General features: G+C 38.9%; 29 protein-coding genes. 27 read left to right on the forward strand and 2 right to left on the reverse strand.

Translation table 11 applies throughout. The features are described 5' to 3' along the window. Positions 1 to 116: 116 nt before the first annotated feature. The 15 genes from GHD25_RS17755 (at position 117) to GHD25_RS17825 (ending at position 11,010) form a co-directional block, all read left to right on the forward strand. Complete coding sequence (locus GHD25_RS17755) at positions 117 to 1,274, forward strand: phage minor capsid protein (RefSeq protein WP_164219367.1); 1,158 nt, start codon at positions 117 to 119, stop codon at positions 1,272 to 1,274. 11 nt (positions 1,275 to 1,285) lie between these two features. Further along, entirely contained in the window at positions 1,286 to 1,618 is a 333-nt protein-coding gene (locus tag GHD25_RS17760; protein WP_164219369.1) for a hypothetical protein, read from the forward strand. Between the two features lie 69 nt (positions 1,619 to 1,687). Beyond that, positions 1,688 to 1,939: a hypothetical protein gene (locus tag GHD25_RS17765; protein WP_164219371.1), complete on the forward strand. Its 252-nt coding sequence runs from the start codon at positions 1,688 to 1,690 to the stop codon at positions 1,937 to 1,939. Positions 1,940 to 2,059: 120 nt separating this feature from the next. Continuing rightward, positions 2,060 to 2,674, forward strand: a complete 615-nt coding sequence (locus GHD25_RS17770) for a phage scaffolding protein (RefSeq protein ID WP_164219373.1) — start codon at positions 2,060 to 2,062, stop codon at positions 2,672 to 2,674. Between the two features lie 16 nt (positions 2,675 to 2,690). Beyond that, a complete protein-coding gene (locus tag GHD25_RS17775) occupies positions 2,691 to 3,632 on the forward strand; it encodes a phage capsid protein (protein WP_164219375.1) in 942 nt (313 codons plus the stop codon). 28 nt (positions 3,633 to 3,660) lie between these two features. Continuing rightward, positions 3,661 to 4,005, forward strand: coding sequence for a hypothetical protein (locus GHD25_RS17780; RefSeq protein ID WP_164219293.1), 345 nt, complete (start codon positions 3,661 to 3,663; stop codon positions 4,003 to 4,005). A 30-nt stretch (positions 4,006 to 4,035) separates the two neighbouring features. After that, a complete protein-coding gene (locus GHD25_RS17785; RefSeq protein WP_164219377.1) occupies positions 4,036 to 4,425 on the forward strand; it encodes a head-tail connector protein in 390 nt (129 codons plus the stop codon). Then, a complete protein-coding gene (locus GHD25_RS17790; RefSeq protein ID WP_164219379.1) occupies positions 4,419 to 4,760 on the forward strand; it encodes a putative minor capsid protein in 342 nt (113 codons plus the stop codon). The genes GHD25_RS17785 and GHD25_RS17790 overlap by 7 nt, the downstream gene beginning before the upstream one ends. Further along, on the forward strand, positions 4,760 to 5,086 hold the full coding sequence (locus GHD25_RS17795) for a minor capsid protein (RefSeq protein WP_164219381.1): 327 nt from the start codon (positions 4,760 to 4,762) through the stop codon (positions 5,084 to 5,086). The genes GHD25_RS17790 and GHD25_RS17795 overlap by 1 nt, the downstream gene beginning before the upstream one ends. After that, entirely contained in the window at positions 5,086 to 5,481 is a 396-nt protein-coding gene (locus tag GHD25_RS17800) for a phage tail terminator protein (protein ID WP_164219383.1), read from the forward strand. The genes GHD25_RS17795 and GHD25_RS17800 overlap by 1 nt, the downstream gene beginning before the upstream one ends. 4 nt (positions 5,482 to 5,485) lie before the next feature. Next, complete coding sequence (locus GHD25_RS17805; RefSeq protein ID WP_164219385.1) at positions 5,486 to 5,947, forward strand: phage tail tube protein; 462 nt, start codon at positions 5,486 to 5,488, stop codon at positions 5,945 to 5,947. Positions 5,948 to 5,984: 37 nt separating this feature from the next. Then, on the forward strand, positions 5,985 to 6,458 hold the full coding sequence (locus GHD25_RS17810; protein ID WP_164219387.1) for a hypothetical protein: 474 nt from the start codon (positions 5,985 to 5,987) through the stop codon (positions 6,456 to 6,458). Positions 6,459 to 6,462: 4 nt separating this feature from the next. After that, positions 6,463 to 7,029, forward strand: coding sequence for a Gp15 family bacteriophage protein (locus GHD25_RS17815; protein ID WP_164219389.1), 567 nt, complete (start codon positions 6,463 to 6,465; stop codon positions 7,027 to 7,029). Further along, a complete protein-coding gene (locus GHD25_RS17820) occupies positions 7,029 to 10,151 on the forward strand; it encodes a tape measure protein (RefSeq protein WP_164219391.1) in 3,123 nt (1,040 codons plus the stop codon). The genes GHD25_RS17815 and GHD25_RS17820 overlap by 1 nt, the downstream gene beginning before the upstream one ends. 1 nt (position 10,152) lies before the next feature. Beyond that, positions 10,153 to 11,010: a phage tail domain-containing protein gene (locus tag GHD25_RS17825; protein WP_164219393.1), complete on the forward strand. Its 858-nt coding sequence runs from the start codon at positions 10,153 to 10,155 to the stop codon at positions 11,008 to 11,010. A gap of 198 nt (positions 11,011 to 11,208) precedes the next feature. Here GHD25_RS17825 and GHD25_RS17830 read toward each other — a convergent pair whose 3' ends face one another. Then, positions 11,209 to 11,427, reverse strand: coding sequence for a hypothetical protein (locus GHD25_RS17830; RefSeq protein WP_164219395.1), 219 nt, complete (start codon positions 11,425 to 11,427; stop codon positions 11,209 to 11,211). An 80-nt stretch (positions 11,428 to 11,507) separates the two neighbouring features. On the opposite strand from GHD25_RS17830, the gene GHD25_RS17835 reads away from it, so the two are divergent. The 12 genes from GHD25_RS17835 to GHD25_RS17890 all read left to right on the forward strand — a co-directional run bounded on the left by GHD25_RS17835 (position 11,508) and on the right by GHD25_RS17890 (position 22,118). Further along, a complete protein-coding gene (locus GHD25_RS17835; RefSeq protein WP_164219397.1) occupies positions 11,508 to 12,656 on the forward strand; it encodes a hypothetical protein in 1,149 nt (382 codons plus the stop codon). A gap of 1 nt (position 12,657) precedes the next feature. Next, positions 12,658 to 15,828: a Gp37-like protein gene (locus GHD25_RS20050; RefSeq protein WP_164219399.1), complete on the forward strand. Its 3,171-nt coding sequence runs from the start codon at positions 12,658 to 12,660 to the stop codon at positions 15,826 to 15,828. Next, complete coding sequence (locus GHD25_RS17845) at positions 15,828 to 16,190, forward strand: hypothetical protein (RefSeq protein WP_164219400.1); 363 nt, start codon at positions 15,828 to 15,830, stop codon at positions 16,188 to 16,190. Before GHD25_RS20050 ends, GHD25_RS17845 begins: the two co-directional genes overlap by 1 nt. After that, entirely contained in the window at positions 16,187 to 16,396 is a 210-nt protein-coding gene (locus GHD25_RS17850; RefSeq protein ID WP_164219403.1) for a hypothetical protein, read from the forward strand. The genes GHD25_RS17845 and GHD25_RS17850 overlap by 4 nt, the downstream gene beginning before the upstream one ends. Positions 16,397 to 16,478: 82 nt before the next feature. Beyond that, positions 16,479 to 16,793 carry a hypothetical protein gene (locus GHD25_RS17855; protein ID WP_164219405.1) on the forward strand — a complete coding sequence of 105 codons (315 nt, stop codon included), beginning with the start codon at positions 16,479 to 16,481 and terminating at the stop codon, positions 16,791 to 16,793. Positions 16,794 to 16,843: 50 nt separating this feature from the next. Then, positions 16,844 to 17,140 carry a hypothetical protein gene (locus tag GHD25_RS17860; protein ID WP_164219407.1) on the forward strand — a complete coding sequence of 99 codons (297 nt, stop codon included), beginning with the start codon at positions 16,844 to 16,846 and terminating at the stop codon, positions 17,138 to 17,140. 38 nt (positions 17,141 to 17,178) lie between these two features. Next, positions 17,179 to 17,433: a phage holin gene (locus tag GHD25_RS17865; protein ID WP_164219409.1), complete on the forward strand. Its 255-nt coding sequence runs from the start codon at positions 17,179 to 17,181 to the stop codon at positions 17,431 to 17,433. Continuing rightward, positions 17,433 to 18,578 carry a peptidoglycan recognition protein family protein gene (locus GHD25_RS17870; RefSeq protein WP_164219411.1) on the forward strand — a complete coding sequence of 382 codons (1,146 nt, stop codon included), beginning with the start codon at positions 17,433 to 17,435 and terminating at the stop codon, positions 18,576 to 18,578. The genes GHD25_RS17865 and GHD25_RS17870 overlap by 1 nt, the downstream gene beginning before the upstream one ends. Positions 18,579 to 18,767: 189 nt before the next feature. After that, positions 18,768 to 19,070 carry a hypothetical protein gene (locus GHD25_RS17875; protein WP_164219413.1) on the forward strand — a complete coding sequence of 101 codons (303 nt, stop codon included), beginning with the start codon at positions 18,768 to 18,770 and terminating at the stop codon, positions 19,068 to 19,070. Positions 19,071 to 19,171: 101 nt separating this feature from the next. Then, on the forward strand, positions 19,172 to 19,486 hold the full coding sequence (locus GHD25_RS17880) for a YolD-like family protein (protein ID WP_164219415.1): 315 nt from the start codon (positions 19,172 to 19,174) through the stop codon (positions 19,484 to 19,486). A 101-nt stretch (positions 19,487 to 19,587) separates the two neighbouring features. Continuing rightward, on the forward strand, positions 19,588 to 20,637 hold the full coding sequence (locus tag GHD25_RS17885; protein WP_164219417.1) for a nucleoid-associated protein: 1,050 nt from the start codon (positions 19,588 to 19,590) through the stop codon (positions 20,635 to 20,637). Positions 20,638 to 20,666: 29 nt separating this feature from the next. After that, entirely contained in the window at positions 20,667 to 22,118 is a 1,452-nt protein-coding gene (locus tag GHD25_RS17890) for a hypothetical protein (RefSeq protein WP_164219419.1), read from the forward strand. Between the two features lie 136 nt (positions 22,119 to 22,254). On the opposite strand, the gene GHD25_RS17895 is transcribed toward GHD25_RS17890, so the two are convergent. Beyond that, positions 22,255 to 22,797 (reverse strand): DUF6364 family protein, encoded by a 543-nt coding sequence (locus GHD25_RS17895; protein ID WP_164219421.1) that lies wholly within the window; start codon positions 22,795 to 22,797, stop codon positions 22,255 to 22,257. Positions 22,798 to 22,944 lie beyond the last annotated feature (147 nt).

The following is a 22,944-nucleotide window of genomic DNA, read 5'->3' on the forward strand; positions in this document are numbered from 1 at the left end:
TACAAGCTTATGGGACACTCTAATTACTACCGGTGCAATAAATGTAAAAAGATAACATACATTCCACCTTACAGTGACTTTTATTATCAGAGGAAGCAGTTTAGGGGCTGTAAGGGATGATAACACCGAATCAATTGGACTTGTGGAGCGGCAACATGGCCGAGCTTTACCAATCCCTTGAAGGTGAAATAATCCGCATACTAATAAAGCGTTTAAAGCGTGGTTCCAGCGACATTACAGCATGGCAAGCACAAAAGCTGCAGGAATTACGCTTATTTAACGATGAAGTTACCAGGCATCTGTCACAAGTTACAGACGTTGCAGAGCCGGAAATACGCCGCATGTTTGAGGATGCCGGCCAAGGCATGGTACAGGACATTGACGAGGCTATGCCGTATGCTACACGCCCGATGCCTACTAATCTTGATCAGGTCATGAGAGGCTATTACGAACAGGTCTGGAGCGATATTGATAATTATGTTAATCAGACGCTGATTACAACCGCATACGGTGCCGGCACAGCATCAAGAGCTTATACGGATGTATTAAACCGTACAACCGCAATGTTTAACACTGGGATATACACATTTGAGCAGTCTCTTGAACGGTCTATTAATCAGTTAGCGCAAAGAGGTATCAGAAGTAGCATGATTGATCGTGGAGGACACCAGTGGTCTTTAGAGGGATATGTTCGTACTGTTTTAAAGTCAACTCTTGGAAATACCTATGACGAGATCAGGAAAGACCGTATGGCCGAGTATGGAGTTCATACGGTGGTTGTTACAAGCCATGCGGGGGCAAGGAAGGCGTGTTCCATTATTCAGGGTAATGTCGTCGATTTGAGACCTGTATCGGAGATTCCACCAGATAGTGAGTATCTTTCAATCTATGATCCATATTGGCAGGCAGATTATGAACATCCGGGCGGTCATAGAGGGGTAAATTGTAGGCATATTCATATTCCATTCATTCCTGGTGTAAACACCAATAACCAGCCGACTTTTGACGCTGAACTGAATGAAAGAGTAGCAGCTGCAAGGGATAGGCAGCGCCGAATTGAGCGGGATATTGTTAAATATAAGAAAAATCTAATGGTGGCTGAGGAACTTGGCAGCGATAATGCCGAGCATTGGCGCCGGATGGTTAGGAAACGGCAGAAAGCTATGCGTGACCATCTGAAAGAAAATGGCGAGTATTTAAGCCGGAATTATAAGCGTGAAAGGGTTTATACTCCATTGGATACACTTTTAGAGGACTTTGATTATGCGGGTTAGGAGGTGGTAAAGTGCTACCACAAAACATAAAAGTTGGCGGATTGGAATACAAAATTGTTGAAAAATCCTTTGTAGAAATTGGTCACAGTAGAAATTATGACGGCGCTTGCGATTACGGTAATACCACTATCGAAATCTTAGATTCACTATCTGATTCTAAGAAAGAAGAAGTGTTTATACATGAACTTACACATGCAATCTTTGAAAATGCTGGTTATTCCGATCACGATGAGGACATGGTGGATAGGTTGAGCAAGGTTTTATATCAAGTTTTGAAAGATAACCATATTTACTTTGGTGAAGGTGAAGAAACTGTAGAAACTAAATTCTATGGAGAAAAATAAGCGAAAGTGATCCACATCTCCCAGCTGCCGGGTGGGTAGCCGTTTGTAAGTAGTGAAAGGGGTGAAAATATGAAGTTAAATAAAAAGCATCTAATCGAGCAATTCGATAAAGCAAGAGAAGAAAAAGCTCCATTTGTTTTTGTGGGAATCGAAGCTGAGGGAGTTCAAGAAACTATCTGTATTCCTAGTCGTTCATTTCATGAAAAACAAGCATTTTATGAGCGCAGCTATACAGATGAATTAATCCATGTGATGAATAAAAATGTATTTATTCGGGGATTATCCCGTGGCGGTTCTGAACAACTAGATATTATTGGTTAACATGCACCTAGCAGTCAAGCGTTAGGTGCTTTTATTATGCAATCATCCGCAGCCATGCGTTAAATGGCTAATCCAATTCGTGGACTATACCACGTAAAAATAATGTAGGAGGACTTATAAATGAACAGAGAAGAATTAAAAGCGTTAGGTTTAACAGATGAACAGATTGATAAGGTTATGGCAGCACATGGGAAAGTAGTGAAATCCACTAAGGATAAGGCTGATAAGGTAGAAGGTCTTGAAACTCAAATCGAGGATTACAAAAAGCAGCTTACCGAACGTGATAAACAACTAAATGATTTATCCGAAAAAGCTAAAGGCAACGAGGATTTACAAAAGCAGATTCAAGATTTACAGCAGCAGAACGAAACTACCAAAACTGAATATGAGAAGAAACTTGATGCTCAGCAGCGTGACTTCGCCATCGAGTCTGCTTTGCGAGATGCAAAGGCGGTTAATCCGAAAAGAGCAAAAAAAGCATTAGAGGACGAGCTAGAATCAGTCGTATTCAAAGATGAAAAGTTGATTGGGTTTGAAGATGTCTTGAAATCCGTAAAGCAAAACGAACCTTACCTGTTCGAGAAAGAGGAAAAACCAGGTGTTCCGCACATTGTAACAGGTGGCAACCCAAACGGTGGCGGTAGCGGGACGATAACTAAAGAACAGATCATGAAAGAGAAAGACGCAACCAAGCGTCAACAAATGATAAGAGAAAATTCACATTTATTCAGATAAGGAGAGGACGATTTAAATGGAGAAAAAATATGCATTGAAAATGGACTTACAGACTTTTGCGCGGTCAGGTAATTACCCAGAGCCAAACACACAAATGCAGGATAATTTCAGTGAATTAGAAGCTAAATCCATCGATTACACTTACCGTTTCGGAGAGGATCTTAGCAAGTTCATTGAAATGTTGGGTATCACTCGCCAAATCCCTGTGCAAGAAGGTTTTACTATAACCATGTACACCGCGCCGGAAGTTGATTTGGCGGATGGAGACGTAGGAGAAGGGGAATTGATTCCACTTTCTAAAGTAACGCCTCAACCGGCTGACACGAAGGAAATCAAGCTCAAAAAGTATCGTAAGGTAACCACAGCTGAAGCAATTCAGCGCTATGGTCGTGATGAAGCTATCAATCGTACAGATGATGCGCTTATTCGCGAGGTTCAGAAAGGCATTCGTGATTACCTGTACGAAACAATTAAGACACATGGCACTGAACAAGCGAACCTGAACGCCGGAACATTGCAAGGAGCCCTGGCCTCTGCATGGGGTGCGCTGGAAGTATTGTTTGAAGATGATGTAATAACTACAGTAGCCTTTGTTAATCCGTTAGACGTTGCTACAGAAATTGCCAACAAGGATATCACGCTAGAAACTCAATTCGGATTAAGGTACTACACCGATGTGACTGGAACTATGGTTATTTTAAATAACACTATTCCTCAAGGCACTGTTTACGCTACTGCTTCAGATAACTTGCAAGTGGCTTACATCCCTGCTGGTTCAGAAGCATATCAAGAGTTTAATATGTATACTGACGAATTCGGATATATTGCTATGGCACATGGCCAGCAGCTAGAAACTCTATCTGTACAGACTGTACTGGCATCCGGTGTATTGATCTTCCCAGAGCGTTTAGATGGCATGGTCAAAATCGACATTGAGGAAACAGTTCCGGAAGCGTAAGCCTAAAAATATTGAGAGGATGATTTAAATGGCAGTATTTAAGTTTAATAAAAATTATCGAGACAAAGAATTAAAGCGCGAGGTTAAAGCGAATGAACCTGTTGAGATGACGGTGAAACGCGCTGATGAAGTCGTTAAAAACATTAGGAACCAAAGTAACAAATTCAAAGGCTACGAGGACTTTGAGTACGAGCGATTAGACAAGGATGAGGAAAAGACACCCGATGATAATTTCGATCGCGAGGCGGCTAAGAAGCGTCTTGAAGAGCTCGGCGTCGAGTTTAAAGGAAATGCTAAAAACGAAACACTTAAAAATTTACTGGAAGAACACGAACAACCAGAAGCAGAAGAAAATGTAGGGGATGGCAAATAAAGCCCTCCTCTTTTTATTAGGAGGGAGAACATGCCTTATCTCACATATGAAGAATTTACTGATTTAAGCAATGTTGAAATAAACGATACAGAATTCAACAGCCTGCTAAAAAAGGCATCCGCCATTCTCAATAATGTTACAGGCTATTTTTATGTTAGAAATAGCATAGAAACTGATAACGAATGGCGTGTGCAACAATTTAAACAGGCGTTAGCGGCTCAAATAGAGTACTTCCATGAGGTAGGAGGTACTTCCTATGAAGCTATTAATAAAACACCTCAGACGTTTAGCGCCGGGCGCACAAGGGTTACAAATGCAGAAAGCAGAGCAGGCAATACCAGTAAATCGATGGTGGCTGAGGATGTTTATATTTACCTGGAAGATACAGGGCTTTTATATGCCGGTGTTTCCGTATGGTAATGCCAAAGCCACCTGCTGAATTTTGTATTGATAGTTTTAAATACCATGAATACCTGGGCGAAAATGAATGGATGGAACCTGTTTATGATGATCCTATCAAGATTGAAAATTGCCGAATAGATCGGGGTGCTGAATACAGTTCGTCATCATCAGGAAAGCAACTGCTATATAATGCGGTTGTTTTTTGCTATGAAGGGATAACGGATCCGTTACCTGACTTTAAAGCTGAATCCATTCTGAATTTTGATGGCATAGATCATAAGCTGACAAAGGTTATACCAATCTATGAACCATACGAAAAGACCATTTATTCCTACGAATTGGAGGTGGTCTGATGGTAAAAGTTGAAATTAATTTGGGTGGTGCCTATCAAAAAATGAGTCCACAGGCAAGGCGTAGAGGACAACAGGCAATGGCGAACCAGGCACTTGCAGACATGAATCCGTTTGTGCCAGCTGATGACTTTATTTTAAGGCAGACTGCCACAATCGACATTGATGGCTCAGAGATAAATTACAACACTCCTTATGCTGCCAAGATGTTCTATATGATGATGTACAATTACACGACACCGGGAACGGGTCCGCGTTGGGATAACAAAGCAAAAGGTCTGCATATGAAAGATTGGGAACGTGCGTACTTGAAGGGAGCTGGATTCTAATGGATTTTATGCAGCGATTAACTGAAAGAGTAAATCAAATTCCACAGCTCCCCATTGAATTAAAAATGGGATATTTAGGTACAGGTGAATCCTTTGTTATCTATCCTTTACCAGGCAGCAGGGTAGTCTCTGAATACATGGACGGCACTAGTGATCAGCAATTGAATTTTGAATTTGCTATGAAGTCCCAAGAGCAAAGCAGGATACACCCTACTTTATGGGCTGTCCAAAACGAACTTGAGGCATTAACTGAACTGCAAAGTAATGATGGCAGTTTTGAATTCGAAAATTTAATCATAACGAACAAACCATTCATTAATCAGTTAGATGATCAAGGATGGTTTGTTTTTTTATTGGATGTGCAAGCAAATATAACGGTATTTAAGGAGGAATAAACAAATGGCTAGACTGAAAAACGCTGAACGGAAACACTATGTACAAGCATACACTCCAGGAGAAAGCGATCCGGGCGATGAGTGGTTAGAATTAGCCAAATACATCTCCACAATTGGTGACGATACGAACGAGGAAACGGAGGATGAGGCTTTCTACGATGGGGATGGAACACCTGAGACAACCGTAACATCGGTAGCAGAAGCGTACACTCCGGAAGGTTATTACGATCCGGAGGACCCAGCACAGGAACTAATTGCAGGGTTGAAGCGAAAAACAGGTGACGGCCGCAAAATCTGGCACCGAGTTGTCCGTTCTGATGGTAAGAAAGAATGGGTCGGTCGTGCAACTGTTTCCGCAATCGTGGCAGGTGCTGGGGATGCATCGGCATATGAAACATTTTCCTGTAATATCCGTTTTGACCGAATTCCGGAAGAAACTGACTTGGAAGGCACACCAGAAGGATAGAGGGGCTTAAGGCCTCTCTTTTTTTAGGAGGTAGGACATGTCGGAAATCAAGATAGACATACAACGGACCGGATTCCCGGTAAAAATAGGCAAACTAGAATTATGGTTTGACAGTTCTTTTGAGAATTTAAGGCGCTTCTTCGACATTGACAAAATTGCAAAAGAAAAACTTAAAGAAGCAGAAGAAAAAGCAATGCATATTCATTTTCCGGATAACTTCAGAGAATATAAGCCAGAAGATTACACCGAAAAGGACATAAAAAATGTAGATGCAGCACTGGATTTGAATAAGGAGTTTATAGCTGCCCAGTACGACATCCTTTTTGGTGACGGTACATTCAAGAAAATTTACAAGGAATATCCGGATATTATCGCTCTGGAAAAAGCACTTGATCCAATCGGTCATGCTATAGCTGAAAAAATCAAAGAGCTAGAAAAAGAACGTGCTGAAAGCGTAGATGAATTGAAAAAAGAAGCATTACAAAAACAAAAAGCAAAGCAAAAGAAGTGATTAGATGCGGTTAAACGACCCTTTAGTCACTTCTTTTATTTATAACGGAAAAGAATATGCCATTAATTTTGCATTCGATGTCGTTTTAGATGCTTTTGATTGGCTGGACAGGAAAGACCTTAGAGATCATGAAAAAGCGGAAATATGTCTTGAATTACTTCTGGGTGAGTCTTTACAAGGCCTGGAAGCAGTTGAACTTTGGAATTATATCTATGAAGAATTTATTGAAATGAAGCAAGAGAAGCGCGTTGAGTATGATCTGCAAGGGAATCCGATGCCTACTAAAGAAGATAACGACAACAAACGTCTTATTGACTTTGAAAAGGATGCAGCACATATATATGCCTCTTTTAGGCAGGCGTACGGCATTAATTTATTTGACGAACATGGAAAAATGCACTGGCATGAGTTCCGTGCTTTATTCCAGGGGCTACCAGCTGATACATCCATGAAATGGATTATGCGAATTAGAGCGTGGGAGCCATCGAAAGGCGAATCAAACGAACATAAACAAAACATGCGCGAATTGCAGAAAATCCATGCTTTGGATGATCCGGAGGAGGTGGACTGATGGCTGCAGATGGCTCTATAAGGATTAGCTTAGAGGTAGATGGCAAACAAGTGGATATAGCAACTCATAGCTTAAATGAATTGGAAGCCACCGCGCAAAAAGCCGGAGATGGTGCAAAAGACACCGAGGAAGGTGTCAAGGGTGCTGGTAACGAATCTCAAAAAGCGAGCGGCAAGGTTAAAAAGTTTGTCTCTGCTTTGGGGCTTATTGCTGTTGGTGCTGCTGCATTTCAAGTGCTACGTAGGTCTATGGATGATGCAATAGCAAGGTTTGACACAATGGACCAGTTTCCTCGCGTACTGGAAGGGCTTGGGGCATCTGCTGATGATTCCGAGCGTGCCGTGCAAAGATTATCGGATGGTATAGACGGCTTGCCTACTAAACTAGATGACATCACTAACACCACACAGCGTATGTACACATCCTTTAATGATGCGGATAAAGCTGCAGATTCCGCACTTGCTTTAAATAACGCCTTGCTAAGTTCAAGCTCTGGTACAGAAGATGCTAGACGTGGTACTGAGCAATATATTCAAGCTCTCCAAACGGGAAAAATGGACATGCAAAGTTGGCGTACTTTGCAGGAAACAATGAACGTCGGACTTGTGAAAGTCGCTGAATCGTTTGGTTATGCAGGCAGTAGTGCGACAAATGATTTATATGCTGCTTTACGTGACGGCCATATCACTATGGACCAGTTTAACGATAAATTAATAGAAATTGGCACCGGAACCGGGGAATTGGCTGGACTAGCAAGGGAAAACAGCTTGGGTATTGCTACATCTTTTGGAAACTTAAGATATGCAGTAGCTAGAGGTATCACAACAGTTATAGAGTCCTTAGACAGATTGTCGAAAGAAGTCACAGGTAATTCGATCGCCGAAAACATTGACGGCATGAAGGACATTGTTGTGGCAGCTTTTGAAGTAATCGGAAATATAATTGAGGGGACTGCCCCTTATATAAAAGGTTTTGTCGGAGTAATAGAAGCAACTATTCCTGTTGTCCAAACTTTATCCCCGCTATTGATTGGCCTGGCAACTGCATTTGCTTTTCATGTAACTGTTACAAAAATGATTACCGCTATACAAGGTGCTAACGCAGTATTAAAGGCTGCTGTGGCATCGACACAAGCACTTACTGTAACCACAAAAGCAGTAACGGCTGCCACTGCCGCACAAACAGGAGCAGTGAAATTAAGTACACTTGCTATCGGGGTGATGACTGGAACAATATCCGCGTCTGTGGGAGTTAAGGCACTGGCCACTAAAGCATCTTATGCGTTAGGTGCTGCTTGGCGGTTTTTAACTGGCCCGATTGGCTGGGTAACTGCCGGGATTGGAGCCCTAGTTGCAGGTGGTGCGGCTTTAATAAAATGGCTGAACAGATCAAGTGCGGAAGCAGAAAGACTAAGTGATGAAACTGAGGAATTAGGAGAGACAACCGATGCTTTAAATGATTCCGTTGCCCAATCGGCCGATGCATATAAAGATCAACAGCGAGACATTCAAGCTACCGCAGAAGCTAACCAGGAGCTGGCTGACAGAGTGCAGGACTTAGCAGACAAGGAAAATAAGTCTGCTGCTGAAAAACAAACACTGGCTTCATACGTTAATCAGTTGAATGATTCCGTAGAAGGATTGAACCTATCCTATGATGAGCAAGCCGATTCACTTAATATGTCAACTGGTCAATTACAAGCGCGTCTCGATGTTATGAAGGAAGAAGAAAACCTTATTTCAGCACAAGAACGCTTGTTGGAGCTTGACAAAGAACGTAATGAAGTGCAAATGCAATTAAAAGAAATAAATGAATTAAGAGAAGAAGCAATTGAATTGTTCAACGAAGGCGAGATAACTAATCGCAATTTTGAGGACTCTGTTACAGATTTGAACGAGCAAGAGAAAGAGCTGAAAGGAACACTGGAAGAACTAGATACGCAGTTTGCAGAAACAGAGGAACAAGTCCTTGTATCGTCCGCCAACATGACATCAGCTATCGAAGAAGCCAACTTGAGACAAATACAATCATACGAGGATATGTCCGAAGAGCAACAACAAACATTCGACAAAATGAGAGAGCAGTATGAGGACTTGCAAGAAACTGCCACGAATGCATTTGAGAAAATCTCTACTGAATCAGAGTATTCTCTTAATGAAATGATCGAGAACATGGAGCATAACCGGAAAGCCACGGAGGAGTGGGGCGAAAATCGGGCTGCTATCATGGAATGGGCAGCTGAAGAAGGCTATGTCGGTTTCATGAAATGGGTTGAACAACTCGGAATAGATCATGCCGGGGAACTTGATGAAATGGCTAAAGCCCTGGATGGTTCAAGCGATGAACAAATCACTATGCTTGAAAAATTAGCAGAGGGTTATGACGAAAACTCCAAAGCAGCTTCTGATGCTCTAAAAGATGGCTTGGGAGACGGCTTTGACGACGCCATAGGAATGGTTGTTGATTTTGTAGACGAGAAATCAAGTACTATGCGTTCTGAAATGCAGGCTGCAGGCTTTGAAAATATCGGTAAAATTGCCCCAAGTCAAATGTCGAAAGGAATAGGCGCTGCTTCTGGTGCAGTGCATTCACGATTGAGGACTCTAGCAAGCGACATGAAGTCTCCATTCCAAAATACAAGCGGAGACTTTAGTGCTATTGGTACAGGTGCCATGTCTGGTCTAAGAGGAGGAATTGTCAGCGGAGAAGATGATGTACTCGCCACTGCAAGAAGGGTAGCAGGAAACGTTACAAACACATTGCGTAGTGCATTTAATATAAATTCTCCCTCCCGACTTTTGAGAGATGAAATTGGGCAATGGCTACCGAAAGGGATCGCTGTAGGTATTGATGAAAATGTAGACAGTATTTACAGATCGCTAAGCAGAATGTCTGATAATATCATGCGTTATGCAACGCCAGAACAAGCACTAGGAACCAACGGCATGGCTTTCACTGGAGCAGGAAGTCAAACGATTAATAGACAATCAACGGTCAATAACAGCAGATCTTATGCGCCGCAGATTAATAATTACTTTACCAGGGACGAATCCACACCGAGTGAAGTGGCACGTAAAAATAAGCAACAGCAACAGCGGTTAGCTATGGAAGCGGGGTTTTAACATGTTCAAATTGATTTATACGAACCCAAAAGTTCAGTCAATAGAATTGTTCGGTGCTCCCTTCCGGCTTACTCGTGTTGACGGTTTGGGTGGTACAGAATCCGAAACCCAAATGCAGAGAGTTCCATATCAAGACGGAATGATCTACCTTGATTCACTGTTGCAGGATAAACCGATAGAAGTTGAATTTAAAATAACTGGTAGAGATCCCGAGGAAGTAACCGAACATCGACGGCGAGTTTCTTCTATTTTTAATCCAAAATTAGGAATGGGAATGCTTCAGTATGTTGGAGATGGCGGAATAAAGGAAATCGGCGTTGTTGTTGAATCGGTGCCGTTCTTTCCAGATGGACGAACAAATAGAGGTAGAACCTTTCAAAAAACGTTAATCGACTTAAGGGCACCATATCCATATTGGCGTGACCCACAGCAAGTTTCCCGATCACTAAGGGCTTACGAAGGTAAATTCACATTTCCTTTTACCTTTCCTGTCCAATTCGGAATTGAGGGTGACAAGACTATCATAAATAATGAAGGTGACACATCGGCACCAGTTATTATTACAATACAGGGACCGATCCGCAGACCAATGGTTGAAAACCGTACAACCGGAGAATTTATTCTTGTTAATACATCAATCGGACCAGATGAAGTACTTTTTATTGATACTAGCCCACAAGCCAAAAGAGTTGAAATTCACCGTTCAAATCAAATTATAAAGGCCATGGGATTCTTCGATCATAATGCTGACTTTTGGCAGCTGCAGGAAGGTGAAAATGAATTAAGGTATACGGCTGATGAGGGGATTGCTGAGGCTATTGCGGCGATTAGTTGGCATAGTCAGTATGTTGGGGTATAGGAGGTGAAAGAGATGGATTTGGAAAAGGAAATATAAGAATTGAAAATAAAAATAAATCATTTAGAAGCAGAAATTTCCACACAACAAATGGAAATAGAAGTTTTAAAAGAAGAAGCTACTCTTAAAGTAAAAGCAGGAGGACAATAGAAAGGAAAAGAGCATCCAGCCACTGAGTGAGGTCAGCGACTGGGATTGTTTTTACTTGAATCTCAAATAGTGTTCTTTTTCTTCAGAGACTTTGTACCCCTGTTTTTCGGCTTCTGGGATAATATCTTCTTTTGAAATTTTAAACTGACGTAAATCAATAAGAAGAGACTTTTTCGAGGGATCAGTAAACGTGTTTTGTAACATGATATTTAACTCATCCCAAGAATATTTTGGCTTTTGACTTTCCGGGCGTGGATCCAATTTAGACAATATATTTACCTCCCTTCCACAGTTTTATTTCGACAGGAAGGGACTTTTTTCCTGCATTAATTTAGAAAGGAGTTGATTTAATGGCAGAACTATCACGGTTTTTTAACTCAGTTGAAGGTGATGAGCGAACCTATCAAGCGAATGACTTTGCACAATTCTTTTCCAATTTCCTTGGTAACGGATTTTTTGAAGGATTGGCAGTGTCAACAGAAAATACCATGAACACAATTGTGGCGCCTGGCTCTGCATTTATAGAAGGTCATGAGTATACAAACACATCAAGTCTTACATTAACACACGCAGGTGCTGATGCCTCACAGGATAGAATTGATCGTGTAGTATTAAGACTTGATCGTGATATTGACGTTAGGGCAATCCAGGCATTTGTTAAGCAAGGAACACCAGGTAGTGATCCGGAACCACCTACTCTAACAAGAAACGATACGGTATATGAATTATCTCTTGCACAAGTACGTATCACAGCAGGAAAATCATTTATAGAAGGAAGTCAAATCACGGACGAGCGCGGAAATCATGAAGTATGCGGCCGTGTCCAGGTTGCCCGTCAAGTTGGGGATCAGATTAATACAGTGGACATCAAAACACCTGATGCGCCTCCTGGGGATTACGCGGAAGGTATTGTTCAGTTTTATCTCAGTGGCGATGCAAATGCCGAAATCATGGAGCAATGGCTTGATAGTATAGGTGTCAGTCCTGGCGATTATGGACGTAGTTTAAGTAATTTAAGAGCATATGTCCATACGATTGGAAATCGTACCCACACCGGAGTACAGACAATCACCATATTTGATTGGTCAAGCTCAAATAACTATGAAATATATGGAGAATTTAAAAGAGCTTCTAACTCTGTTAACGCGGTTATTCCTTGGGGCTCTTGGTCTGAAAATGTATTACTTGTGGAACAGGGAAGTAACGCAAGAGGAGAGTATAAGCGGTACTCCGACGGTACTTTAGAGTGTATGTTTGAAGATAGTGATGTATTGTCCGTTGAAGAGGGAGCAAACATCCATTTCAACAGTCGGACTTTTAACTTTCCTTACCCATTTGTGAACCGTCCAAATATACAACATTTCTCCCGTCGTTGGGAAGGGGTGCAGTGGACAGGAGTAAGGCTTCTCACTGGCGATTATGTGGAACTATATATATTATCCACTAACAGCATAGCAAGTGGCTATTTAGGATATAAAGCTACTGGAAGATGGAGATAACATGAAACCAATTAGAGTATATGACAAACAATTAAATATGCTCACAGAGACGGATAATTATTTATCTTTGCAGTTCAATCCGCGCTTTTATGAAGTTGGGGAGTTTGAGCTGCATATAAATCAGTACATCGAGGGCGCCGAGTACTTTGTTAAAGGGAATCTGGTTATCCTGGACAAGCGAGGAGATAAAGCAATGCTTATCCGACATCGGGAAATCGCTCTTGACCAAAATGGCAAAGTGACCGAAAACTGGCGTGTGACAGGTGTAACTTTAAAAGGTGTATTGGATCAGCGAGTTACTATACCGCCAGAAGGGCAAAGCCATGACAAGATTAATGATGCTGCAGAAACAGTAATGAAGCATTATGTCCACAGGCATTTTGTTAATCCAGTGGATCCGTCTCGCAAAATTGATTATATTGAAATAGCTCCTGATAAAGGTAGAGGCTCACTGATTGAATGGGAATCCCGGTTTAAAAATGTAGCTGATGAACTGACTGCAATAAGCAAGCAGGCCAACCTTGGCTGGATTATGTATGCTGATATGGAGCGCGGCAAATGGATATTTGACGTTGTGGAGCCCCGGAACGTCACACAAGGAAATGAAGCAGGTTTGCAGCCTGTTTTTTTTAGTCCTGATTTTTCTACGATCAAAACGCAACAGTTTGTTGACTCTGATAATAATTATCGAAATGTCGGATATGTAGGTGGTCAGGGTGAAGGTGTAGAACGTAAAATTGTAAAAATCGGTGAAGCGGAAGGCATGGGTCTCCATGAGGTGTTTATTGATGCTCGGGACGTATCCGAAACTGATGAAGAAACAGAAGAGGAACTACCGCCGGAGGAATATGAAGCCTTATTAATTGAACGTGGCGAACAGAGAATGAGAGAATTTGAGACTACTTTTTATTTAGAAGCTCAGATACTCACACCATCCATTAATCGCAATAACGACTTTGCCATGTCCACTCCTTTCGAATATGAAAAAGACTTCCGTTTAGGTGACCTGGTAGAAGTGTTTAATAAAAAGTGGAACATCACCATGAATGCCCCTATAACCGAGTTTACGGAAATTCATGAGCCGAGCGGCTTTATTTTAGAAGCCACTTTTGGAGAAGCGCAGCCCACTCTCATTACTAAGATTAGGGATAAATTTAACGAATTAGATGGTATAGAAAAACAGGAACTACCTGCACGTTTGGCTGTGGAGCGTATGCGGGATGCCATGCAATATGGTGATGAACGTTTATCCGAGGAAGAACAAGCAAGGATTGAACAAGCCCTTGAAATCCTTGACGAATCCAAAGAATGGGCTTCAGGCGAAGCCTATCAAGCTGAACAAGATGCAAAAAAACATGCCGACGAACAAGACATTGTCTATGATGAAGAAGCCAAACTGGATGCCAGCGAAAAGTCCGAGCAGGCAAGAGACGATGCCCAAGGGTATGCTGAAGCTCAGGATGACATTGTTCGGGATGATGCAGCGTTGGATGCTACAGATAAAGCAGATCAAGCTGAGGATAATGCAATAGGACATGCAGATCAACGTGCTGATGAAGCAGAACAGAATGCCAAGGATTATACAGACGAAAATGCTGTAGATCGTGGAACTTATGAAATTAAAATGCAGGAAATTGCGGATGATTTAGCAGACCGTACTACAATTGAATACGTGAACGGTCAGCTGGTAGACAAAGCAAATATAGATGACGTTTATACTATTGAAGACATTAATAACAGGCTGCTAAATTATGTAGGGATAACGGAATATGAAACAGATATAGATGGTATTGTGCAAACGTTGGATGATCAAAATACGCAAATAAGTCAGAATGAAGAAGCTATTGGTTTAAAAGCATCTCAGGAAGATTTAAATACTGTTGAAGGCAGACTCTCTACAGCAGAAGGTGAGTTATCTGTTCTGCCAGGTCAGATTGCTTTGAAGGCTGATAGTGAATATTTGGATGATGTCGAAGAGCGTGTAACAACTGTGGAGTTAAATATTGATGGCCTAGAAGGGGCAATCACTTCCAAAGTTGAAGAAGATGAAGTCCGTTCTATTTTTACACAAGAGGCCGGATCCTTCACTTTTGACGCTAACCAAATAAATTTTGAAGGTCATGTGTTTGGTGAAGATGCTACTTTTGCAGGGTTAGTCAGTGGTGGTGCCATTGAACAGAATGGAGACACCGGAAGTATTATATTGGATGATGAAGGCTTTAAAGTTTATAACAAAAATGACGAAATGAGAATTTCCATGCTGATTACCGATTCAGGTGGCTTCCAAGGTGAGGAAAATGCTTTAATCTTTTGGAATACTATAAACCATAGTGACGGGTCTTCTGAAATAGTTCCAATGCTTTCCATTTCACAATACTATACAGGTGCACAAATAAAATCAGATGAATTAACCTTAGTTGCAGATATACTTCCTCTAACAATAGATGGATCGGGTGTAGTTGATTCTGGCTTTGCTCGCTATGGAGTATATATTTATGGCGGAATCTATTTAAACTCAAACGATGGAACAGGTAATCAGAACGGAATTCAATTCGGTCAAAACAATCATTATGTGAGTGATTTTCAAAATGCCCTGGTTTTTTATCCGAACAGGGGGCCACATGGAGATCAAGATCCTGTAATAAGGTTCAGAACTCACTCTCACACTAATAATTATAGAGACGATTTGTATATCAGTGGTGATGGAACGTTATTCAGCAATCCTACTCAAGATAATACGTCCAGTAACTCATCGAACTTACGGATAGCTATGGCAAATAACGGTGACTATCGATTTTACCGTACTACTTCAGCAAGGAAATATAAGACAGAAATACAGCCTATAGATGCAGATCCTTATAGTCTGTTAGATATAAATCCTAAAGCTTGGTATGACAAAAGGGAAGTTGAAGAAAATAATGGACTAACCCACGGTTTAAAGAAGCACCATGGAATCATCGCAAATGACTTAGAACAAGTTGGATTATACTATTACGTTGATTACCAAGATGGCGAAATTGAGAACTACGATGAAAGGGTATGGACTCTCCTAATTCCAATAACAAGAGACCACGAAGAAAAAATCACAGATTTATACAGTTTAACTGAAACTCACGAGGAAAAAATAAAACGTCTGGAAACTGAGATTGAAAAATTAAAAGGAGTGGCATAATGAAGCTAACTGTAAAAGATTTATATGATCTAAAAGCTGGATTAAACGATATTTTGGATAAAGAGCTGCCGACTTCGGTGGCTTTTTCTATCCAACAAAACTTTAAAAAGGTAGGTGATGAATTAAAGCCTTCTGATGAGGTAAGAAAGAAAATCACAGAGAAATACAAAGAGCATATCACCGAGGATGGTCGGATCCCGGATGATGTTAAAAGGGAAGCTTTTCGCAATGAGACGAAAGAATTAGCGGACCAGGAGGTGAAAATTGCTTTAAAGAAATTCAAACTGTCTGATCTTGGTGAAGAAATCAAGCCGCGTACATTAGGGTTGCTAAGCGTTATTTTAGAGGAGGATAAAAAGTGAGATTTGAAATTAAAAGTAAAACCGAGAGATTGAAAAACGGAGAAGTCGCAAGTGTGGTTATCGGGTACAGCGCATTTAATGACAAAAGAACAGCTCATGGTGGAGGAAGGTTCGAACTGTCTCCAAACGAATATGAAGATAAATCGAATGAAGACTTAAAGGGAATGGCAAAAGAGCACTTTCTGAATGAATTAAACGCTGAATAAACGTATTTTTTGATGTTAAAAATATTATAAAAAAGCAGGACTTTATACCCTCTTGGCGAATTTAGTAAGTAGGAGGGATAATATGAGTTTTAGACATGATATGACAGATAAATCGGTACAGGCACAAGCTATAGTTAGACAAAGGGATAAAGAGCAGGAGCGCAGGAGAGAAGAGTCTGAGGAACGAAAAAAGGAAGAAGCATTATTAAATAAAATTAAAGCTGTATTGAAAGAAAGTGAAAGCGTTATGGATGTTCATAAAATTTCAATAGAAGTTAATGAGCCCGAACCAAACGTTTTAAAAGTTATTAACAACGTGCAACATGAAATAATAGAAAGGGTATTGGTAGAAAAACACCCGAAAAGTGTAGCCTATAAAATTGGAAGAAAGGCATAAGCATCTCAATTGAGATGCTTTTTTAATGTCTAAATTACAGGGGGTCGACGATGACAGTTGAGGTAGGAATACTAATTTCAGTTGTATCGGTATTTATTGCAGGTACAGGAGTTTTTGTGGGTTATCTAACCTATCAGTCAAAAAAGACAAATAGCACGAAAAGTGATACCAAGGAAGGTGCAGAGCTAAAGGCAGGCCTGGACTATATACGCAAAGGAGTTGATGATATTCGGATTGATTTAAAAGCAAATGAAAAACAAATAAGTCACCTTTCCGAACGTGTAACAAGGGTAGAAGAGTCCAACAAACAAGCGCATAAACGGATTGACAGTATAAGTCCTGATTAGGGCTTTTTTATTTTGCTTAGAAAGGTGGTGATTTTTACATGAAAAAACAACTCAAAAAAATTGATAACAAGTGGGTTCGATTAATAGCAATGACAGTGGTTTTTATAAACGCTGCAGCAATAATGTTTGGATATGAGTTACTGCCTTTTGACAATGAAACAATTATAGCAGGCATATCCGTCGGCGCATTGGCAGGCACAGAGATTTGGAACCATTGGAAAAATAACAACTGGACCCCGGAGGCTGAACGAGCTCAAAAATATTTAGATGGAGAGAAGGAGGTTAATAAATAATGGTGAAAATTAAGCAGCAGCTTGTTTCTAGTCACATTATAAACAAACGCTCATACGGTTACGGAAATAGGATTACTGGAATCACAGTCCATCAAACCGGGAATACAAATCCAGGAGCAAATGCAAAAGCGCACGCTAATATCCAAAGCAGGCTTAATCCGCGTGCGGCCAGTTGGCATGTATCTGTTGATGACAAAGAGGCTTATCAGTCTTTTCCGTATAATGTTATGTGCTGGGCGGCTACAGATGGGCGCGGACCGGGTAACACCTCAACAATCCATGTAGAGCTTTGCATTAACTCCGACGCTGACTATGAAAAAACACTTGAAAATGGTGCGGATGTTGTAAAGCAGCTGATGAATAAACACGGAATAAGCATTAAAAACGTTAATCAGCATAACAGTTGGTACCCGAAAGACTGTCCTGCACAGATCCGGTCCAGCAAAGCAGGTATAAGCTGGGATGACTTTCTTGCAATGATCGAAGGTAAAAAAGTTACAAGTAAAACAACAAAGAAAACCAGGAATTATTTACAGCGCGGCGATCGGGGATCCGAAGTAAAAGACATGCAGGAAATGCTCATCGATCTTGGCTATAATCTGGGTGGCCATGGTGCAGATGGTATTTTTGGGGAAGATACTGAAAAAGGATTACGGCAGTTTCAACGTGACTATGATTTAACCGTAGACGGTTTATATGGACCTGCAAGTAAATCAAAATTAGAAAACACAAAACCGGAAACCAAACAAAATAAATCGGATTGTATTTCGCAATTTCAAAGCTGGCTTAACAGCTATTCATTTAATAGCATTGCAGTCGACGGGCTATACGGTGCCCTATCTAAAAAGGCAGCAGTCAAAGCTTATCAACGTGAGTTAAATGTGCAGTTTGGTGCTGGTCTTACTATGGATGGCATCTGGGGACCGAAAACAAGAGCAGCATCTAAAGCAGTTAGCCGCGGGGCCAGGGGTAACATTACAAGAATAATACAAGGTGTGCTCTATGGCCTGGGGTATAATCCACAAGGTTTTGACGGAATCTTCGGCGGTGGTACTGAATTAGCTGTTAAAGCTTTTCAGCGGGATGAAGGTATCGGCGTAGATGGTAAACCTGGAAAAAATACTTTTGCTAAGATGTTTGGGTAATATTTAAAATAAATTATTGTTTTAATTGTTTAAAATTCCCCGGTAGTGGAAACTACCGGGGAATTAATTTGGCTTTAAATACATATTTTGAGCAAGATGGTTTATTTATCTCCACCCTACACTTAGAATACCTCTTTTTATGAAGAAGATTATGGTAAAGTTATAGTTAAAAAGAAGGGGGAGAAGCAATTGAATTTTATAGCTACATTGTTATATACCATTGGATGGGTTTGTATTGCATCAGGAATTATTTTAGGTTATTTTAATCATCTACCAAATGTTCCAGGGATGGAAGAAGCGTCATTTGTAACTTTTGTTACCCATGTATTTGTTGGAGTTGTTTCCGGGATTTTGATGTTTGGTTTCGCAGAGATAGTAAAATTGCTGGATGAGCAAAAGCGTATTCAAAAGGAAGTATTAAGGGAAATTAGTAATATGAAACAGGGCTTGATTGAAGAAGTTAGAAAAATAAATAACCTTTACAGAAGTTAAGAAGAAAGAAATCTTGTTGTTATTTTGTAAATAAATAACAGTATACAAATTAATATTTTTTGTTATAATAGAACAAACGTTCCTGCAGAGGGTGATACATCATGGTTAATGACAGAGGAGACATAAAGTGGACGTCACTCATGCTGCCTGAACATGTGCAGATGATTAAGGACATGTGGGCAGAGGATGAAAAGAAGGAAATGCCCATCCTAGATGAGCAGCAGATTGAAGAAAATATGATGAAGCTACAGTTGGCGATACATAATAATTTAAGTTTAGAAATAAAATATTTTAAGGATCATGATTTCCATACTGTGAAAGGTAAATTAAAAAGTATAGTTGCTGGGGATTGTATTATTTTTACTGATGGCGTCAAAGTAAATCTTAACGATGTGATTGAAGTTTTTATTGATTAGCATTAATTTGTAATCTTTTTTAATTTTTTTGTAATAAAAGCAGGAAAATAGTCCCTATTTGTAGAAGTAGTATTTAAATACAAAATAGGGGGAATAATCTTATGACTACTGAAATAGCTGGTATGACTATTAGAAGAATGGCAATTAACGCAATTGAATTGGAGGAATCCGATGCAAAGGTTTCCGATGAATTGTTTCCATTAGAGGAAAGCAGTGAAATAATTGATGATTTCTTTAGAACTCATTTTTTGGATACAAGGAGTGGGAAAAATACTAAAAGTTGCAAATTTATAGATGAAGATGCAACAGTAAAAACAAAGATAGACCGGTTTGCCGAGAATAGTACTAATGAAAATTTTATACAACTATCAGGTGAATTAACGGATAATTTATTTAGAATAATGAAGAACTCAACTTCGACTAGTAATGGAACTTTTTTTGTTTTCGATGTCAACACTGAAGAAGAAGATTGTATCTTTTTAATTAAATTAGATCCTAAGCATGGTGTTCAAGTTGATTATGATGATCTGACTGTAAAGGTACTAGAAAATATTCTGCCAGATTCAAATGATAGAGTTCATAAATGTGCAATTATAAGATATAATGTTAAGGATGAAGTAGAAACAGAGTTATTTGTAATGGATAAACAGCAAAGGGAAGGCGAACCGGCTAGGTTTTTCATAGAAACATTTCTTCAAGCCGAAGAGATTTTAAATGATAAAATCATAACTAACTCAGTAATTAGGGAAGCTAAGGATAAAATTACAGAGATTCTTCCAGAAGTTGATAAAAACTTGATCTATAATTCAATCGATACAGTTTTTTCAAATGGGTCTCATATAGAGTTAGAAAAAGCCATAAAAGATGTATTAGAAGATCATGTACCTGTAAATAAGCCTGACAGAGAACTTTATATTAATAACAATGCAGGGGATTTTGTATCAAATTATCTCACCAAATATAGTGATCACCAAACTTCTTTTACAGTGGAAAGAAAAGATAATGTCATAGTATATAAAGGAGATAAAGATCAGTTATACTTTCGATACAACAAAGGAATAACCTCCATGGTAGACATTAGCAAAGACCAAAACGGTGATGATGTAATAACAATCGATAAAAGTTTAAACTTCGATAGAACTTTGAAATAATATTTAGGTTTAAAGGAGGTATTACGTGAATGGCATTGGAAAAAATATTGAATGAGTACAAAGAATTTCAGGTAATACTTTCTACCTTAGATAGTAATTGGGAAATTAATGAACGATTGAGATTAGTTGAGTTTAAAACCAAAAGTAAACTACCTATAGAGTTTATTAAAAAATTAAGTGATTTGGTGGATAGTTTTGAAATATTTTGTAATCCATTTACTCAAGATTGTAATGAAGTTGTGGAGGACCTAGAAAAAAACCTTATTCAAATAGAAGAAATAGATTCAGTATCAATTCAATTAGAAAAAAACACTAATATAGGTGCTATAGACTATTATTTTTTTGACAAAGAATGCGCATTGAAATCTATTCAGGAAATAACAAATAGTAACAATGGAATAAAAGTAAATATGGGTATACCGGAAATAAATTACATAGAAACTGAAACAATATCATTTATACCTCTAAATAATAAATTAAACTTTGATAATATAAAAAAAAGAACAATTGATGATAATACCCAAAAAAATATTAAATTTTATTTATCTAATAATAAAAAAGGAACACAAAATTATTTTTTTAATCCATATGCTTTTTTACTATTAGATAATTCTTACGATGATAAAGAAGAATTGGTTAATTTAATTAAGCGATCTTTTTATCTAACCCTTTTAGAAAGTCTTTCAGATAAAAATAGTGAATATGAGTTTGTTATTAGAGGGGAGAAAAGTATAAAATTAATTGTTGAAAATAACTTTGAAACAACAAATTACGAGTCTTTTAAAAATCTATTTGAATTTTTGATTTCTGCTAAGAAATATACTGAGAAGTATTTGATTATTAAAAAAGTATTTTCACTTTACATTACGGACCAGGAAAATTTAACTTCTATGGACTCTAAGTTATCTAATATATGGAAAACAGTTAACCATTATTATGACCACTATATTGAGGATAATCTAAAAGATTTTTTTAAAACAAAAGATCAACTATTAAAAGAAGCGATGAACGTTTCAAAAGTTATTTATGAACAAACCGATAGAATAAACACTTCTATTGTAGCATCCCTACTTTCAATAATAATACTGCTTGTAACAACACTGTATAGGTCAATTGATAGTTTAACCATCCCTTATTTTGGTTATATTGTGCTGATTTTTATAGCTTTTTCTTTTGTATTTTATTATCTAATTAGAAATTCAGCTATAAAAAGATTTGAGTTAACTAAAGATCAATTTTCGTACTTTTTAGATGAAATTTCAGTAATGCAACCTGCTGAGGTAGAAAAATTGGAGAATACATATTTAGATAGCCCAAATTATGAATTACAAAAAACATTACGGAGATTAATGGTAATATTAATAGCTCTTAACTCTTTATTAGTTCTTTCCTTTTTAATTTTTTTATGCATTGAATATCGTACCCCTTTGTTAAATTATATTGAGGCTGGGATAGAAATTATAGTTGCCCTTTATAGATAAACAATGCAGAATGTTAGCTACAGAAATATTTATAGGCCCAGCGGTGGAAGGCATTGGTGAGGAACCACTTGGAATGCGAAAGCATGAGAGGTTTCACCAGTCTTCCGTGGGAAAGCGATGTATACCCTGATCGATTTTAATGCCCAAAATATTGGGCCTTCTTATTTTCCTCATAAACCTTATACAAATCAGTTAACACTTCTAGTTTTGAAATATGTACTTTATTCAGCTGATTAAGGACCTCGGCCATTTTTTCATCCTCTTCATTAGCAGCAGCTTCATCTAAATACTTATTCAGTTTCTTCCCAAACTCATCAAGTTCATCCAGGTTACCCTGTTCTTTCTGAATACGACCGACTGTTTCCATGGGAGCCTGAGCATGTTCTATAAAGAGAGCGGTGACCAAGTCATCTACTGATACATTATGTAATTTAGCATACTTTTGCATGTTTGTAATAGTCTGTTCATCTAAATTAAGGGTTAATTGCTTCTTTTCATTCTTCTTTCTTAATTGCTTGAAAAAATCGTACTTGTTAATGACCTGGTGAAAAGTGCCTAAATCCTGTATTTGTGTTTCCAATCCATAACACGATTGATGTATAACCGTATTATATTCATCAAGTAATACCATGTCGTCATCCTTGTAGGGTTGTCTGCAGACACTACAATGCATTTCCATTTTAGTCACCTCTTTATTAATTATATTTCTACATTTGTTTAAAAAATCCTTTATTGTTGACGAACTGTTGACGAGCTTCGTCAACAATAAGTAAAATTAACCATATTTAAATTGAAAACGAATAAAATAAATCATTGGAACTTGCAG

Source organism: Virgibacillus aidingensis, assembly GCF_010994035.1.
GTDB lineage: Bacteria > Bacillota > Bacilli > Bacillales > Amphibacillaceae > Virgibacillus_N.